This window comes from Pseudomonas sp. LBUM1673, assembly GCF_059695645.1.
The window spans coordinates 5,012,434-5,028,397 of the sequence record NZ_CP166780.1 but is presented as its reverse complement, the minus strand read 5'-3'; the positions used below and the strand labels follow the sequence as shown (position 1 = coordinate 5,028,397).

Below are 15,964 nucleotides of genomic sequence, written 5' to 3'. Positions count from 1 at the left end.
CTGCGCAGCCGAACGCAGGCTTCGCCAGCTGCTACATGTCGCGTTATGGCAGGGTGCCGGAATTGTCTGGAAGAGGCGTGGAAGTGGGGTTTCGGGGTATCCACGATAATTTGTAGGGGCTTGTTACTACCATCGTCGAATGGTTCTATAGGCCCCGCCCGGCTACAACTGGGCCATACAAAAACAACTATTCCACCGAGGTAAGAAAGATGAGTGCGGCTTCTTTGTATCCCGTTCGTCCCGAGGTAGCAGCCAACACGCTGACTGACGAGGCCACCTACAAGGCCATGTATCAGCAATCGGTCGTCAACCCGGATGGCTTCTGGCGCGAACAAGCCAAGCGCCTCGACTGGATCAAGCCTTTCACCACGGTGAAGCAGACCTCCTTCGACGATCACCATGTCGACATCAAATGGTTTGCCGACGGCACGCTGAACGTTTCCTACAACTGCCTCGACCGTCATCTGGCCGAGCGCGGCGATCAAATCGCGATTATTTGGGAAGGGGATGACCCTGCCGAAAGTCGCAACATCACCTACCGCGAGCTGCACGAACAAGTCTGCAAGTTCGCCAACGCCTTGCGCGGCCAGGATGTGCATCGCGGTGACGTGGTGACGATCTATATGCCGATGATCCCCGAAGCCGTGGTCGCCATGCTGGCCTGCACCCGGATCGGTGCGATTCACTCGGTGGTGTTCGGTGGTTTCTCGCCGGAAGCTTTGGCTGGCCGTATCATCGACTGCAAATCCAAAGTGGTGATCACCGCCGACGAAGGCATTCGAGCCGGCAAGAAGATCCCGCTCAAGACCAACGTCGACGACGCGCTGACCAATCCGGAAACCAGCAGCATTCAGAAAGTCATCGTGTGCAAGCGCACCGGCGGCAACATCAAGTGGAACCAGCATCGCGACATCTGGTACGAAGACCTGATGAAAGTGGCGGGCAGTGTGTGCGCGCCGAAAGAGATGGGCGCCGAAGAAGCACTGTTCATCCTTTATACCTCCGGCTCCACCGGCAAGCCGAAGGGCGTGCAGCACACCACTGGCGGTTACCTGCTGTATGCGGCGATGACCCACGAGCGCGTGTTCGACTACCGTCCGGGCGAAATCTACTGGTGCACCGCCGACGTCGGCTGGGTCACCGGCCACACGTATATCGTCTACGGCCCGCTGGCCAATGGCGCGACCACGGTGCTGTTCGAAGGCGTGCCGAACTATCCGGACATCACCCGGGTGGCGAAGATCGTCGACAAGCACAAGGTCAACATCCTCTACACCGCGCCAACCGCGATTCGCGCGATGATGGCGTCGGGCAAAGCCGCTGTTGAAGGCGCTGATGGCAGCAGCTTGCGTCTGTTGGGGTCGGTCGGTGAGCCGATCAACCCGGAAGCGTGGGACTGGTACTACAAGAACGTCGGCCAATCCCGTTGCCCGATCGTCGACACCTGGTGGCAGACCGAAACCGGCGGCAACATGATGAGCCCGTTGCCGGGCGCTCACGGCCTCAAGCCAGGTTCAGCGGCACGTCCGTTCTTCGGCGTTGTGCCGGCACTGGTGGACAACCTGGGCAACATCCTCGAAGGCGTTGCCGAGGGCAACCTGGTGATTCTCGATTCGTGGCCAGGCCAGGCGCGTACGCTGTACGGCGACCATGACCGTTTCGTCGATACCTACTTCAAGACGTTCCGTGGCATGTATTTCACCGGTGATGGTGCGCGTCGTGACGCAGACGGTTACTACTGGATCACCGGTCGCGTGGATGACGTGCTTAACGTTTCCGGGCACCGCATGGGTACTGCCGAGATCGAAAGCGCGATGGTCGCTCACCCGAAAGTCGCCGAAGCGGCGGTGGTCGGTGTGCCGCACGACATCAAGGGGCAGGGCATCTATGTCTACGTCACCCTGATCGCTGGCGAAGAGCCGAACGAGCAACTGCGCCTGGAGCTGAAGAACTGGGTGCGTAAAGAGATCGGCCCGATTGCTTCGCCGGATGTGATTCAGTGGGCGCCGGGCCTGCCGAAAACCCGTTCGGGCAAAATCATGCGCCGCATTCTGCGCAAGATTGCCACGGCGGAATACGATGGGTTGGGTGATATCTCCACCCTGGCCGATCCGGGTGTGGTGCAGCATTTGATTGATACGCATAAGACCATGAACGTCGCTTAAACCGCGTTCGGCGTCTTTGAAGCCCTGCCGGGTGTTGAGCCCGGTGGGGCTTTTTATTGTCTGATGTTTTTGCAGTGGCAGTTCGGGCCTCTTCGCGAGCAAGCCCGCTCCCACAGTAGATCTCCAGCGAACACCAAATCCACTGTGGGAGCGGGCTTGCTCGCGAAGGCGATCTATCAGGCGCCCAATAATTATCGGCTTCATCTGTAGGTCATTTCCCTCTGTTACCCGTCACCCTTCAAGTAACTGAATGTGTAACCGCACGCCCGACAACGAGGCATTGGGAAACGCGAAGCCCCGTTTCTGGGCCTCATCACCCGCCATGAAAAATAAGACGCCACGCTGCGCTTGCCGGATTAGAAGGGTTTGCCAATAATAGGCCCGCAATTTGCAACATAGATCGGTTTACTGTCTTTTTCTCTTGCATGAAATTGCAAGGCTGTCAACGCGCTCAAGCGGCTTTCTCGGTGCATCTGTAATTTGTTGTCGCATTGAAGAAATATCGGCTTCGGGCCTGTCGTTAGAATGCCGATCACTCGCTCGTCGTTGTCTGCGTTGAAATCACTTGTTGAATTCCATGCACGCATCCTGAAGACGCAGCACCGCTTTGCGGTTTAACCCATTCGCATATTGGGCTGTCGCTCACTCTGCCGTTTTTGCCCTTTACCGATGGAGTCCCAAGATGAAGAAACTTGTGCTGCTTGGCGCCCTGGCACTGTCCGTGCTGTCCCTGCCGACCTTCGCCGATGACAAGCCCGTAAAAATCGGTATCGAAGCAGCTTACCCTCCGTTCGCCTCCAAAGCGCCGGACGGCAGCATCGTGGGTTTCGACTACGACATCGGCAACGCCCTGTGCGAAGAGATGAAGGTCAAGTGCGTGTGGGTCGAGCAAGAGTTCGACGGCCTGATCCCGGCACTCAAAGTGCGCAAGATCGACGCGATCCTGTCGTCCATGTCCATCACTGAAGACCGCAAGAAGTCCGTGGACTTCACCAACAAGTACTACAACACCCCGGCTCGCCTGGTCATGAAGGCCGGCACGCCAGTCAGCGAAAGCCTGGCTGAGTTGAAGGGCAAGAACATCGGCGTGCAACGGGGTTCGATCCACGAGCGTTTCGCCCGCGAAGTCCTGGCCCCGCTGGGTGCCGAGATCAAGCCTTACGGTTCGCAGAACGAAATCTACCTCGACGTGGCTGCCGGTCGCCTCGACGGCACCGTGGCAGACGCGACCTTGCTGGATGACGGCTTCCTGAAAACCGACGCCGGTAAAGGTTTCGCTTTCGTGGGCCCGGCCTTCACCGACGAGAAGTACTTCGGCGACGGCATCGGTATCGCGGTTCGCAAGGGCGACGCGCTGAAAGACAAGATCAACACCGCGATCGCGGCCATTCGCGAAAACGGCAAGTACAAGCAAATCCAGGACAAGTACTTCGCCTTCGATATCTACGGCAAGTAACCGTCCCCGCAACAAGTCCGGAATGGCGCAAGCAACAGGATCTCTGAGGTTTGCGCCATTTTTTCATCCCAACTTTCGAGGACCTGAATCATGTTGAAAGGCTACGGGGCTGTCATCCTCGATGGCGCATGGTTGACGCTTCAGCTCGCCTTGTCGTCCATGGCCCTGGCCATCGTTCTGGGGCTGATCGGCGTTGCGTTGCGTCTGTCGCCGGTGCGCTGGCTGGCCTGGCTGGGCGATCTGTATTCCACGGTGATCCGCGGTATTCCCGATCTGGTGCTGATCCTGCTGATTTTCTACGGCGGCCAGGACCTGCTCAACCGCGTCGCGCCGATGCTCGGTTATGACGACTACATCGACCTGAACCCGTTGGCCGCCGGTATCGGCACCCTGGGCTTCATCTTCGGTGCGTACTTGTCGGAAACCTTTCGCGGCGCCTTCATGGCGATTCCCAAAGGTCAGGCAGAAGCCGGCATGGCGTACGGCATGAGTAGTTTTCAGGTGTTCTTCCGGGTGTTGGTGCCGCAGATGATTCGTCTGGCGATTCCGGGCTTCACCAACAACTGGCTGGTACTGACCAAGGCGACCGCGCTGATTTCGGTGGTCGGTCTGCAAGACATGATGTTCAAGGCCAAGCAGGCGGCAGATGCCACCCGCGAGCCTTTCACCTTCTTCCTCGCAGTGGCGGCGATGTACCTGGTGATCACCAGCGTCTCGTTGCTGGCATTGCGTCACCTTGAGAAGCGCTACTCGGTAGGCGTAAGGGCGGCTGATCTATGATCTTCGACTACAACGTCATTTGGGAGGCCTTGCCGCTGTACTTCGGCGGCCTGCTGACCACCCTGAAATTGCTCGCGCTATCGCTGTTCTTCGGTCTGCTGGCGGCGCTGCCGCTGGGGCTGATGCGCGTCTCCAAGCAGCCGATCGTCAACATGAGTGCCTGGCTGTTCACCTACGTGATCCGCGGCACACCGATGCTGGTGCAGCTGTTTTTGATCTACTACGGTCTGGCGCAGTTCGAAGCGGTGCGGGAAAGCTTCCTCTGGCCTTGGCTGTCCAGCGCCACGTTTTGTGCGTGCCTGGCCTTCGCCATCAATACCAGCGCCTACACCGCTGAAATCATCGCCGGCAGCCTGCGCGCCACGCCGAACGGCGAGATCGAAGCGGCCAAGGCCATGGGCATGTCACGCATCAAAATGTATAAGCGGATCCTGTTGCCATCGGCGCTGCGCCGGGCGCTGCCGCAGTACAGCAACGAAGTGATCATGATGCTGCAGACCACGAGTCTGGCGTCCATCGTGACCCTGATCGACATCACCGGTGCCGCGCGCACGGTCAACGCTCAGTTCTACTTGCCGTTCGAAGCCTACATCACCGCCGGCGTGTTCTACCTGTGCCTGACCTTCATTCTGGTGCGCCTGTTCAAAATGGCCGAGCACCGCTGGCTGGGCTACCTGGCCCCGCGGAAGCACTGATATGGAACGCATCGATCATGCATTGCCGTGGAGCCACCTGGGCAGTGAACGCTGGATTTCGGTGTTCCGCTTCGGCGCCGGCGAGCGCAAGGCCTACATCCAGGCCAGCCTGCACGCCGATGAACTGCCGGGGATGCGCACGGCCTGGGAGCTGAAAAAGCGCCTGACCGAACTCGAAGCCCAAGGCTTGCTGAACGGTGTGATCGAACTGGTGCCGGTGGCTAACCCGCTGGGCCTGGGGCAACTGCTTCAGGGTAATCATCAGGGGCGTTTCGAGGCCGGCAGCGGCAAGAACTTCAACCGGGATTTCGTTGAGCTGAGCGAGCCCGTGGCCGCCGAGCTCCAAGGGCATCTGGGTGACGATCCTCACGCCAATATCCGTTTGATCCGTGAAACCATGAGCGATGTGCTGGCCGCCTTGCCACCGGCTGCCAGTCAGCTGCAAGGCATGCAGCGCATCTTGCTCAGCCATGCTTGCACCGCCGATGTGGTGCTGGATTTGCATTGCGATGCCGAGGCGGCATTGCACATGTACGCCTTGCCGCAACACTGGTCGCATTGGCGTTCGCTGGCCGCACACTTGAACGTCAAGGTGGGGCTGCTGGCGGAGGATTCCGGTGGCAGTTCCTTTGATGAAGCGTGCTCGCTGCCATGGCTGCGCCTGTCGCGTCTGTTTCCGGACGCTCAGATTCCACTGGCCTGCCTGGCGACTACCATTGAATTGGGTGGTCAGTCGGATACCGGGCGCCTTGAGGCGCAGGCTCACGCCGAAGGCATCCTGGCGTTCCTCGCCGAGCAAGGGCTGATCAGCGGCGAATGGCCAAAACCCGCGCAAGACGCTTGCGAAGGCATGCCGTTCGAAGGCACCGAATTGCTGTTCGCGCCGCACCCTGGCGTGGTGAGTTTTCTGCGTAAACCCGGTGAGTGGGTTGAAGCGGGTGACGAGATTTTCGAAGTGATCGATCCGTTATCGGATCGGGTCAGCACGGTGTGTGCTGGTACGTCCGGGGTGCTGTTTGCCATTGAACGGCTGCGTTATGCCCAACCCGGTTTCTGGCTGGCCAAGGTGGCGGGGCGCGAAGCGCTGCGTCACGGGCGCTTGCTCAACGACTGACTGACTGTTTTTGTGAGAACCGACCGCATGTACAAACTTGAAGTCCAAGACCTGCATAAACGCTATGGCAGTCACGAAGTGCTCAAGGGCGTGTCCCTGAAAGCGGCGGCTGGCGATGTGATCAGCATCATCGGCTCCAGTGGCTCCGGCAAAAGTACTTTCCTGCGCTGCATCAACCTGCTCGAGCAGCCGCACGCGGGCAAGATTCTGCTCAACAACGAAGAGCTGAAACTGGTCGCCAACAAGGATGGCGGGCTGAAAGCGGCCGACCCGAAACAGCTGCAACGCATGCGTTCGCGTCTGTCGATGGTGTTCCAGCATTTCAATCTGTGGTCGCACATGACCGCGATGGAAAACATCATGGAAGCGCCGGTCCACGTGCTCGGCATGTCCAAGGCCGAAGCCCGCGAGAAGGCCGAGCACTACCTGAACAAGGTCGGCGTGGCTCATCGCAAGGACGGCTACCCAGGCCACATGTCCGGCGGCGAACAACAGCGTGTGGCGATTGCCCGTGCGCTGGCGATGGAGCCTGAGGTGATGCTGTTCGACGAACCGACCTCGGCCCTCGACCCGGAGCTGGTCGGTGACGTGCTGAAAGTCATGCAGGCCCTGGCGCTGGAAGGCCGGACCATGGTGGTGGTGACGCACGAAATGGGCTTTGCCCGTGAAGTGTCGAACCAGCTGGTTTTTCTGCACAAAGGCGTCGTCGAAGAAAGCGGCAACCCGCGCGAAGTGCTGGTCAATCCGCAGTCTGAACGTTTGCAACAATTCCTCTCGGGCAGCCTCAAGTAATCGCTCCCGTTACGCACCAAATTAGGTCATGCTGCGCACCGCGCGCCAGATGGTCTAATTTGGTTGCAGCCGCCTTCGGCTTTAACACTGTTTTCGTTTCGGATTGCCCGCCATGACTGCCCATCGAATTGGTTTCCTGATTTGGCCCAGCACTAAAGCTCTGACGCTTGCGCTGGCTGAGGAGGCCTTGCGTGTTGCCCAGCGTGTGCACCCGGACGTTGTTTACGAACTGTCGTTTTTGCAGGCCGAACCGCCGACCGATGGCGCCTGGCAATTGCCGGGTGAACCTTGGGCCGGCAAGCTCGAAAACTTCCAGAAGCTGTTCCTGCTCGCCGATGAGCCGCCGACCGCACTCGCGCCAGCGCTCAGCAGTGCGCTGAAACAACTGGTGCGAGCCGGTTGTGTGATCGGCGGTTTGTCAGCCGGTGTTTACCCATTGGCGCAGTTGGGGTTGCTCGACGGTTATCGCGCTGCCGTGCATTGGCGCTGGCAGGACGATTTCGCCGAGCGTTTCCCGAAAGTCATCGCCACCAGCCATCTGTTCGACTGGGATCGCGATCGCTTGAGCGCCTGCGGTGGCTTGTCGGTACTGGACTTGTTGCTGGCGGTGCTGGCCCGTGACCACGGCGCCGAACTGGCCGGCGCGGTATCGGAAGAACTGGTGGTCGAGCGCATCCGTGAAGGCGGCGAGCGCCAGCGTATTCCGTTGCAGAACCGCTTGGGCTCGAGCCATCCGAAGCTCACCCAGGCGGTGTTGCTGATGGAAGCCAATATCGAAGAACCGCTGACCACCGACGAAATCGCCCAGCATGTGTGCGTATCACGTCGGCAGTTGGAGCGGATCTTCAAGCAGTACCTCAACCGCGTGCCGAGCCAGTATTACCTGGAGCTGCGCCTGAACAAGGCCCGGCAGATGTTGATGCAAACCAGCAAGTCGATCATCCAGATCGGTCTGTCTTGTGGCTTCTCTTCGGGGCCGCATTTCTCCAGCGCCTACCGCAATTTCTTCGGTGCCACGCCGCGGGAAGATCGCAACCAGCGGCGCAGCAGCAGCCCGTTCGAGTTGTCGTCGGTGCCGTCGGAACGCGGCTAGACGTTAACTGAAACGGTCATGGGAACGACTCCGATGACCCGGTAGATCGCTGCGATCGTTCAGTTCCATCGGAAAACGAAGAATCCTCGAATTCGTCGAATTCTTGGCGCAGCCTTTGCCGGTAAGCCAACCTGTCTGCCCTGATGGCGATGTAAGCATCAAGGCGTTGCTGGCTTTGCGCGGATAACGGATTACCGCTGAAGTTGACATCGACAGTGCCGACGGGGGCGGCGTTCAGCATCTCGATCCGCAACTCGGTGATTGCGTTATTGGAGAGGTCTGCGTGACTAAGGACAGGACTGTCGAACAGCGCTGTTGGTACTTCGCTGAGTCCGGTATTGCTCAGATCCAGCCAAGTCAATCTTTTCAGGCGGCTAACGTCAGGCACCAGGCTCAGCGGGTTGTTTCGCAGAATCAGGCTGTCGAGATTTTCCATCGCACCCAGTGCCTCCACGGTATTCCGGGTCAGGGTGATGCGGCACTTGGGCAGGCTCAGCGCCGTCAGTTTTTCCATTGCGAAGACCACGGAGGGAATGTCGTCCAGCTGATACCCCAGGATCGCGAGCTTTTGCAGATTGGGGAAATGATTCAGGAATCGGCTGGCACGAGGGGCAACATTCGATGTACTCGTCAGGCTCAGTTCGCGTATATGCCCGAAGTCTGCCGACAGAGCAGGTAGATCACCAATGATCGACAGATTGGACGTGAAGCTGAACTCGGACTGATTCTCTGGGACAATCCGGCGCCAGCAATGCTCCAGGCTTTCCTTGAACTTCATTCGATTGGATCGCTCTTGAAGCAGAGCTTCGGCATCCAGCGGCGCGTTGGTGGCGGGGTCTAGTGGAACCTCGTTCATCCACACTTCAAGGTCGCTGATCAGGGTGGCGAGCTCGGTTTGCCGGCGGGCCAGCTCTAGACGTCCCTCGGCCAGCGTGCCGGGCAGGGCATAGACGAAATCGCTGGCTCGTGTGTCGGTTAAATGTGGGTATAGCGTTTGTGCCCGTTCGATATCGGCCCGGTCGGCCAATACGCCAAAATCGCTTCCGGTCAATTGATGATAGGTTTTTATCCGCTCTCGCGCGGTTGCGGACAGCGGATTACTGCCTAAGTCAACGCCATTACGGGCGTCGGTAGAGAGGTTAAAGAGTTCGTTCGGCAGTTCAGTTATCCAGTTTTCGTTCAATAAGGCAGTATCAAGTCGCGGCAGATTCGACAGGCCGACAGGCACACGGTCAAGCTCGGTTCTAGCCAGGTCGATAAAAGTCAGCGTTGTCATGCGCGATACATCCGGGACGCTGCCCAGTGGATTGTTGTACATATCCAGCATTTCCAAGCGGGGCAAGGAAGAAAGTGCTGCCTGTGCTTCGGCGTCGAATACGACACCACAGCTGCTCAACACCAGTGTTTTGAGTGAGGACATCCGGGTAATCGCCTGGGGTAATCGGCCCAAGGCGAAATCGCGCATTTCCAGTCCCTGCAGTCCGGTAAAACACGTCAGAAAGCTATCAGGGGCATTCAGGGCATCGTTGCCTTGGAGGGACAGCTGCGTGACATGGCTGAAGTCTGCTGTCAGCGTTGGCATATCCCCGGTGAAGGCCAGATCCGCCACGAACGTGTTAGACCTGAATTCTGTTCTGTCAGTCCGCCTGTTACGCCAGAACTGCTCCAGTTTTCGACAGAACTCTCTTCTGCTGATGCGCTGTGTCATCTTTTCAGCTGTGCTCAGAAAACCGCCGTTCGGATTGCGCGCTGGAGTGCCCTCGACCCAGGCCGTGAGGTCGCTGGTCATCCGGGCAATTTCCGCCTCCAAGCGCACAAGCTGAGCGCTGCCGGCCTCCAGTGTTCCCGGCAGGTGATAGATCATATGGCTGGCGTCTTCGACATCCAGCCCCGGAAACAACTCTCGCGCTCGAACAATGTCGGCCACCTCCGGCAGTACGCCAAAGTCATGTCCGTTTTGCGCATAGTACGTCTTGATGCCGTCGCGACTGATCAGGGACAACGGGTTGCTGGTGAGATCAACGCTATAGGCGAGATCGATGTCGAGATTGAAAAAGGTTTCGGGCAGCTCGGTAATCCTGTTGCCATTGAGCAGGGCGTTTCTTAGATTCGGATGATTGACGATACCGTTTGGCAGGTTGGAAATTCCGCTGTTGGACAGTCGAATGTCGTTCAGTGCGGGCATGACCTCCAGGTCAGGCGCTACCACCAGCGGGTTGCCGCTCAGATCCAGAAGCTCAAGCTCACCCAGCGATGCAAGTGCGGTCTGGCCTTCGGGTGTGAGCGTCACACCGCAATTGGCCAGTGTCAGCTCCTTGAGGGCCGGCATGCGAGTGATGGTCTGAGGCACTTGATCCAGTCCGAAGCCACGCATTTCCAGGTATTGCACATTCGGAAAAAGTTCAAGGAACGGCTCGGTTCCACGGATTGCCGGGTTGCCCTTGAGGTTCAGCCTTGAAACATGAGTGAAATCCGCTGTCAGCCGTGGCATGTCACCTATGAATTTCAAATCCGACGCGAAGAAGTCTTCCCGCATCCCGGATGTGACTGAACGACGACGCCAGAACTGTTCCAGTCTTTGGCCGAACTCCGACCGGGACGTGTACTCGTCGAACAACTGAATGGCAGTGAGCACTTCGCCGGTGACGGGGTGAACGCTCGGAACCTGTGGGGCCCACAGGGTCAGATCGGCCGTCAGTTGGGTCAGCTCCGCTTTCCAGCGATCGAGTTGAAGCTGGCCATCTGCCAGGGTTCCGGGCAAGTCATAGATCACATCACTGGCCTCTTGGATATCCAGCGTCGGGAACAGCTCTCGGACCAAGGCGATATCAGCGTTATCGGCCCGCACGTCAAAGTCGTGTCCGGTCTTGCGGTGGTAGGTTTTTATCCGATTCCTTGTCGCTGTCGATAACGGATTGTCGGCAAAGTCAAATCCGTCACTGCGATTGGCGGAAAGGTCGAAAACGGCGTCGGGCATTTCGGTAATAAAGTTGCCGCTGAAAATCGCGGTTCGCAGGTTTGGATGATCGGCCAGTCCGGCGGGAACATCGGAGATACGGGTGTTGGACAGGTCAATGTACGTCAGTTGAGGCAACAGATTCAGGTCGGGAAACGTACCTAAAGGATTGTCGCTCAGTTCCAGCGTTTCAAGGTTGCTCATTGAGCAGAGCGCTGTCTGGTTTTCGGGAGTCAGCAGCACCCCGCAATTCTTCAGTTCAAGTGTATTCAGCAGAGGCATGTTGATGGCTGACAGGGACGTCGGTTCCAAATCAAAGAAACGCAGTTCCAGGACGCTCAAGTTCGGGAAACGTTGCAGGAACGGCGCCATTGCAGAAACACTTTTGTTGCCTGTGAGGGTCAGCTTGGAAACATGGCTGAAATCCGCGGTGAGTACTGGCATGTCGCCCATGAATTCGAGGGTCGCCATCAAATGGCTGTCCCTGGCGCTCGTTTGGTTACTCAATCTCTTGCGCCAGAATTGTTCCAGCTCTTGTCCGAACCTGTCTCTTTTGATCAGTTCGCTCGACTGCTCGTTGAAGTTGAGAGGTTGACCAGTCGAGGTATTGCGCTCAGGAATGTTTCTGACCCATTGCGCCAGGTCATCCTTCATTTGGGTAATCTCGGCCTCCCAGTTCGTGAGTTGAACTCGGCCTTGATTCAGCGTCCCGGGCAATCGGTACAGTACGTCAGACGCTTGATGAGTGTTCAGGTCTGGAAACAGGGCTGTCGTGCGAGTGATATCCGCCTGTTCGGGCAATATTCCGAAATGTCTCCCGGTGCGTTGGTAGTGGATTTTCACCTGCTCCCGGGTGGCTGCGGACAACGGGTTGCCTGCAAAATCGAATCCGTCACTGAGGGGGGCCGCTAACGTGAAGAGCGCGTCGGGCACTTCGGTGATCTGGTTGCCATCGAACCGGCCGGTGACAAGTCGAGGATGATCCAGCAGACCGGCTGGCGGCGTGGAGATGCCCGTGTTGGCCAGATTGAGGTAACGCAACGAAGGCATCGTGTGTATATCTGGGGGGAGCCCCAGCGGGTTGTCCTGTAGATCCAGCAGGGAGAGCTCGGGTAATGAAGAGAGCAAGGACTGGTTGGCAGGGGTGAGCGTAATGCCGCAGTTACGCATGATCAGCTGTCGAAGAACCGGCATTGAGGTGATGGATTGTGGCAGGTTCGGCAAGGTGAGGTTTTGCACGTCCATGTACAGTAATCCAGGGAAGTGCTGCAAAAAAGGATCGACGGCACGGGTGCCGGTGCTGCCATTGATCGACAGTGAGGCGATATGACTGAAGTCAGCATCCAGGGTGGGGAGGTCGCCCAGTATCGGATCTGCTACCTGGAGCATGTAGCCGGCGGGCCCGCGAGTTTGTCTGCGCCAGGAATACTGGATAGCGCTTCTGAGCGCCGAGCGGCTTTGCAGGGCTGCTCGACGCTGATCTGTCGTCAGCGGGAGGCCGTTGTCGGGGTGGGTGGCAGGTACGTCAGTCTCCCAGCGACGCAGGTCATCGCTGAGTTTGGCGTATTCGTTGCGCAGGCGGGAAAGTTCGCCGCGCACACCAGCGGGGTGGTTCTGCAGCCTGGAAATCAATTCCTGGACTTGTTCGGGAGCGTGTGACGGATAAACCTCTTGGACCCTGTCTTCCAGGGTACGGGGCGACTCGGATCGCAAGGGTGGATACCCTTCCACGCCCACCAGACGCAAAGTGTCAACGGCCGGCTCCCGAAGTGGTGGTTGTGAGATCGCAACTCGCAACTCGCTGCGCTCCAGAGGTCGCTCGCGGATTGAGTTTTTCAGCTTCTGCGTCTGGCCGATCTGGATGTTCAGGGCCTGGCGTTCTGCGTCAGGCAGGGCGTACAAAACGCTGGAGTAGAAGTCAGTTGCCGAATGCAGTTCCTGGCCACGGTCGTCGTAGGGTTGATAGGTGCCATCGGTCTGTCGGATCAGGACTTTCTGAACGGGCGCATCCGAACGTCCGGTGCTGTCCAGCATCGGCCCTTCATAAACCCGGTCCCGGATCTCGATGCGCACATCGCCTGTCCAGCCGGACAAGCGTTTGAGGCTGTGCAATGCCAGGGTATTGGTATCCGGATTGCTGACGGAATCCAGCTCCAGCCCTTCATAGGCACGCGCGACGCGCACTTCCTGATTGGCCAGTTGTACAAGATCCTGTTGGCGTTCCGGCAATTGCCCTTCGCTGATTTGCAGCAATTGCGTTCCGGTGGCGGTGTTGAGCAATTCCCGTGTGACACTGGCTGGCAACTGGGGGGCGTGTCGGGCGATGTGCTGCGCCAGGGGGGCTTCATTTAACTCGAGTGCCTTGTAGCGTGTTTCGAACATTGAGGTTCGTTGTTGCCTGGCGAGCTGAGCCAGTTGTTGTCTCAATGTCCGGGTGCGCACATCCAGTGCGAGCATCGGGCCGGCGAACTCTTCTCCCAGCAGCGCTTTGGCTTCTTGTTCATCAAGGGAATAAAGCAGTGTTTTGAGTAAGTCACCCTCCATCAGGTTGTCCTGGCGAATCTCTGTGAGGGGCAAGGTTTCGTCGCTTGAAGACTGCCAGATGATTTCCCCCTGTTGATCCACCAGGCGCAGCCGTTTGCTGGCTGGCCATCGGCCGTGCTCTGCGAGGAGTTGCAGCTGTGGCACTGGGTCGGCGCTGAGGTAATGCTCGGGGAGCTCGCTGTCCAGTTGATCGATAAAACCTTGAAGATCCTGGTCGATTTTGAAGCGTTTGATGCTATCGGCGAGCAAGGGTGGGAGGGACTCCTGATCGACATGCATTTTGCGCAGTGCGTCTTCGTTGTAGCCGCTGACCTTGAGAATCTGCTCGCGTTGGGCTGGAGAAAACGATTCGACAGAATGTCCGATCCGGCGCAATGCAGTGGGTTTGTCCCACTCCAGCGGTTGTTCGAGCTCGGTATGCCATGCCCCGTCGCCGTTGTGCCGCACTACCGGTTTGTAAGCGTCAGGGCGGGTCGGATGTTCAATCAGATACCTGTCGGAGAGCGGGCCTTTGCTCACTGCGAAGTGCGCATCTTCAAGGGGCAGCAGCTGTTTTCCCTGATGCTGATGCAGGCCCAGCTCATTGGGCAGGGAATCCTTGCCAGGAATGGTTTTCTGCTCGTAGCGGGTCAGGTTCGGTTCCCAGTACCGGGTTTGGCCATTGGGCAGCTCGACAGGCTTGAACCGGTCGATAAAGGCGACGACTTCTTTGGGTAATGCGTTGCGAAACTCACCTGCAGCAATGGCGCTACCTACCGCAAACGCGCCCAGTTGTATCAGCGATTCCAGCGTGCCCATGAGGTGCTCGAACGCTTCGGTGGTTCTGCCCTGGGCCCATTCGATAATTCCCTCGAAAGTTTCGTCGAGCAGTTGATAAGCCATATAGCCCATCATCAATTCACCCAGGCCTGGCACAAACGGCGCAATGATGAATGCGGCGGTTTCAATGATCGATGAGGCTGTTTTGATCAGTGAATCCCAGCGGGCCCAACGGGCTTTCTGATCGACTGTAGCGGTCGGGACAGCAATGACTTTCGCGTCGTTGAGGATCTTGTTCAATTTGGCCTGATAGCGGTGCTGCCACAGATCATCTTTAATCAAAGTGCTTGCAAGCTGCAGATCTGGCTTGTCGAGGGGCGTTTCCCGCCACGGCGGTTCAGAGCTTCCTTGAACGGGCGAATGCCACTTCACTTTGGTCAAACGGCTATTCAGGTTGGCGAGCAAAACACCAGTTTGCTCATGATCCACAAACCGGCTGAAAAAGCGTTGGTAATCTTTCGAGCGCAACTGACGGGTGAGTTCGGCTTCCATCTCGGCCGTCGATGCATATTCCTTGACCGGGTGTTCCGGGTCATCCGGGACGTAGGCCACTACCCGCGTTACCTCTCGAACGTTTTCAGCGTCAGGGGCGAATACGACAATACCGGTGAGGGAGGCGGACATCATTGACAGGTCGTGACATAAGAGGGTCTGCCTGTTGATCCGCATGCCTTGCAGCCCATCTAGCAGGCCTGTAATCAAGCGGAAGTAAGCTTCGCTTATGTCGCGGTTCATCCGTGCCCATTGAAGGGCAGTTTTCAGGGCGGCCTTTTGACTTTCGTCGACCTTTAGCCGCAGTGCCGACGCTTTAGCCGGGTCGTTAAAGCCGAGGTTTTCTTTCAGATGGGTTTGGTATTGAGTGCCGATATCCAGCTCTCTGCATAGTTTGGTAAACGCCGGGATGCTCAGCTTGCCCTTGATCAAGGGCAGGGTATCGAACTGCCCGGTCGCAGAAGGCTCGGTGATGAAGGTCGAGTCAGCTTCATAGGCGCCGTCTTCAGTCTCCTTCTCTTCGAAGTTATGCAGCGCTGCGTCCAGTAACGAGACCGTCCAGGCACGGGCGCCGGTCTTGATCGGAAACCATGGCGTCTTCGCGGGTATGTACAGGCGCAGGAAGGTTGTCCTGACGTCCAGCTCCAGATCAAAGTGTTCTTTCAGCGCCGCTTTGAGCAACGGCTCGGCAAAGGCGCTGACGTCTTGCAGGTGCTTCAGTTGTTGGTCGACATCGTTTTGAGCCGTCCAGTGTGCAGCGTTGAGTGCTTTGAGCTCCTGGTGTTGGGTCGCCGATGCAGCCCGCAGCTGTAGCGGCAACAGGGGGTGGGCGTTCTTGAATGCCTGGCGCTTGGCAGGGGAGGCGTTGCCCAGCCAATCGGGAAGGGTGGCTTTGAGGTGCGAATAATGGCTGTCGGGATGTTGCGAATGGATTGTGTCGGTGATGGCGGGTTGCCGTTCTTCAGTCGATTGCATCGGGCCAATCCTTGGCGTCTGGAAAGCGCCCAGCAAATCAGAACGATGGGATGAAGGTGCGGTACATATTTATACCTGTGACG

Annotated in this window: 8 protein-coding genes; 7 read left to right on the top strand and 1 reads right to left on the bottom strand. The window is 58.0% G+C overall.

Annotated features, from left to right (window positions below):
• Positions 1–209 precede the first annotated feature (209 nt).
• The 7 genes from acs to ACA044_RS23085 all read left to right on the top strand — a co-directional run bounded on the left by acs (position 210) and on the right by ACA044_RS23085 (position 8,095).
• Positions 210–2,165, top strand: a complete 1,956-nt coding sequence (gene acs / locus ACA044_RS23115; RefSeq protein ID WP_497443432.1) for an acetate--CoA ligase — start codon at positions 210–212, stop codon at positions 2,163–2,165.
• Between the two features lie 682 nt (positions 2,166–2,847).
• Complete coding sequence (locus ACA044_RS23110) at positions 2,848–3,621, top strand: ABC transporter substrate-binding protein (protein WP_497443431.1); 774 nt, start codon at positions 2,848–2,850, stop codon at positions 3,619–3,621.
• A gap of 90 nt (positions 3,622–3,711) precedes the next feature.
• Positions 3,712–4,401 (top strand): ABC transporter permease, encoded by a 690-nt coding sequence (locus ACA044_RS23105; RefSeq protein WP_007951063.1) that lies wholly within the window; start codon positions 3,712–3,714, stop codon positions 4,399–4,401.
• Positions 4,398–5,096 (top strand): ABC transporter permease, encoded by a 699-nt coding sequence (locus ACA044_RS23100; protein WP_497443430.1) that lies wholly within the window; start codon positions 4,398–4,400, stop codon positions 5,094–5,096. Before ACA044_RS23105 ends, ACA044_RS23100 begins: the two co-directional genes overlap by 4 nt.
• A gap of 1 nt (position 5,097) precedes the next feature.
• A complete protein-coding gene (locus tag ACA044_RS23095; RefSeq protein ID WP_497443429.1) occupies positions 5,098–6,210 on the top strand; it encodes a M14 family metallopeptidase in 1,113 nt (370 codons plus the stop codon).
• A gap of 27 nt (positions 6,211–6,237) precedes the next feature.
• Positions 6,238–7,002: an ABC transporter ATP-binding protein gene (locus ACA044_RS23090; RefSeq protein WP_497443428.1), complete on the top strand. Its 765-nt coding sequence runs from the start codon at positions 6,238–6,240 to the stop codon at positions 7,000–7,002.
• 112 nt (positions 7,003–7,114) lie between these two features.
• The gene (locus ACA044_RS23085; RefSeq protein ID WP_497443427.1) at positions 7,115–8,095 is read left to right on the top strand and encodes a GlxA family transcriptional regulator; all 981 of its coding nucleotides are present in this window, start codon (positions 7,115–7,117) and stop codon (positions 8,093–8,095) included.
• A gap of 16 nt (positions 8,096–8,111) precedes the next feature.
• Here ACA044_RS23085 and ACA044_RS23080 read toward each other — a convergent pair whose 3' ends face one another.
• Entirely contained in the window at positions 8,112–15,881 is a 7,770-nt protein-coding gene (locus ACA044_RS23080; RefSeq protein WP_497443426.1) for a dermonecrotic toxin domain-containing protein, read from the bottom strand.
• Positions 15,882–15,964: the final 83 nt, after the last annotated feature.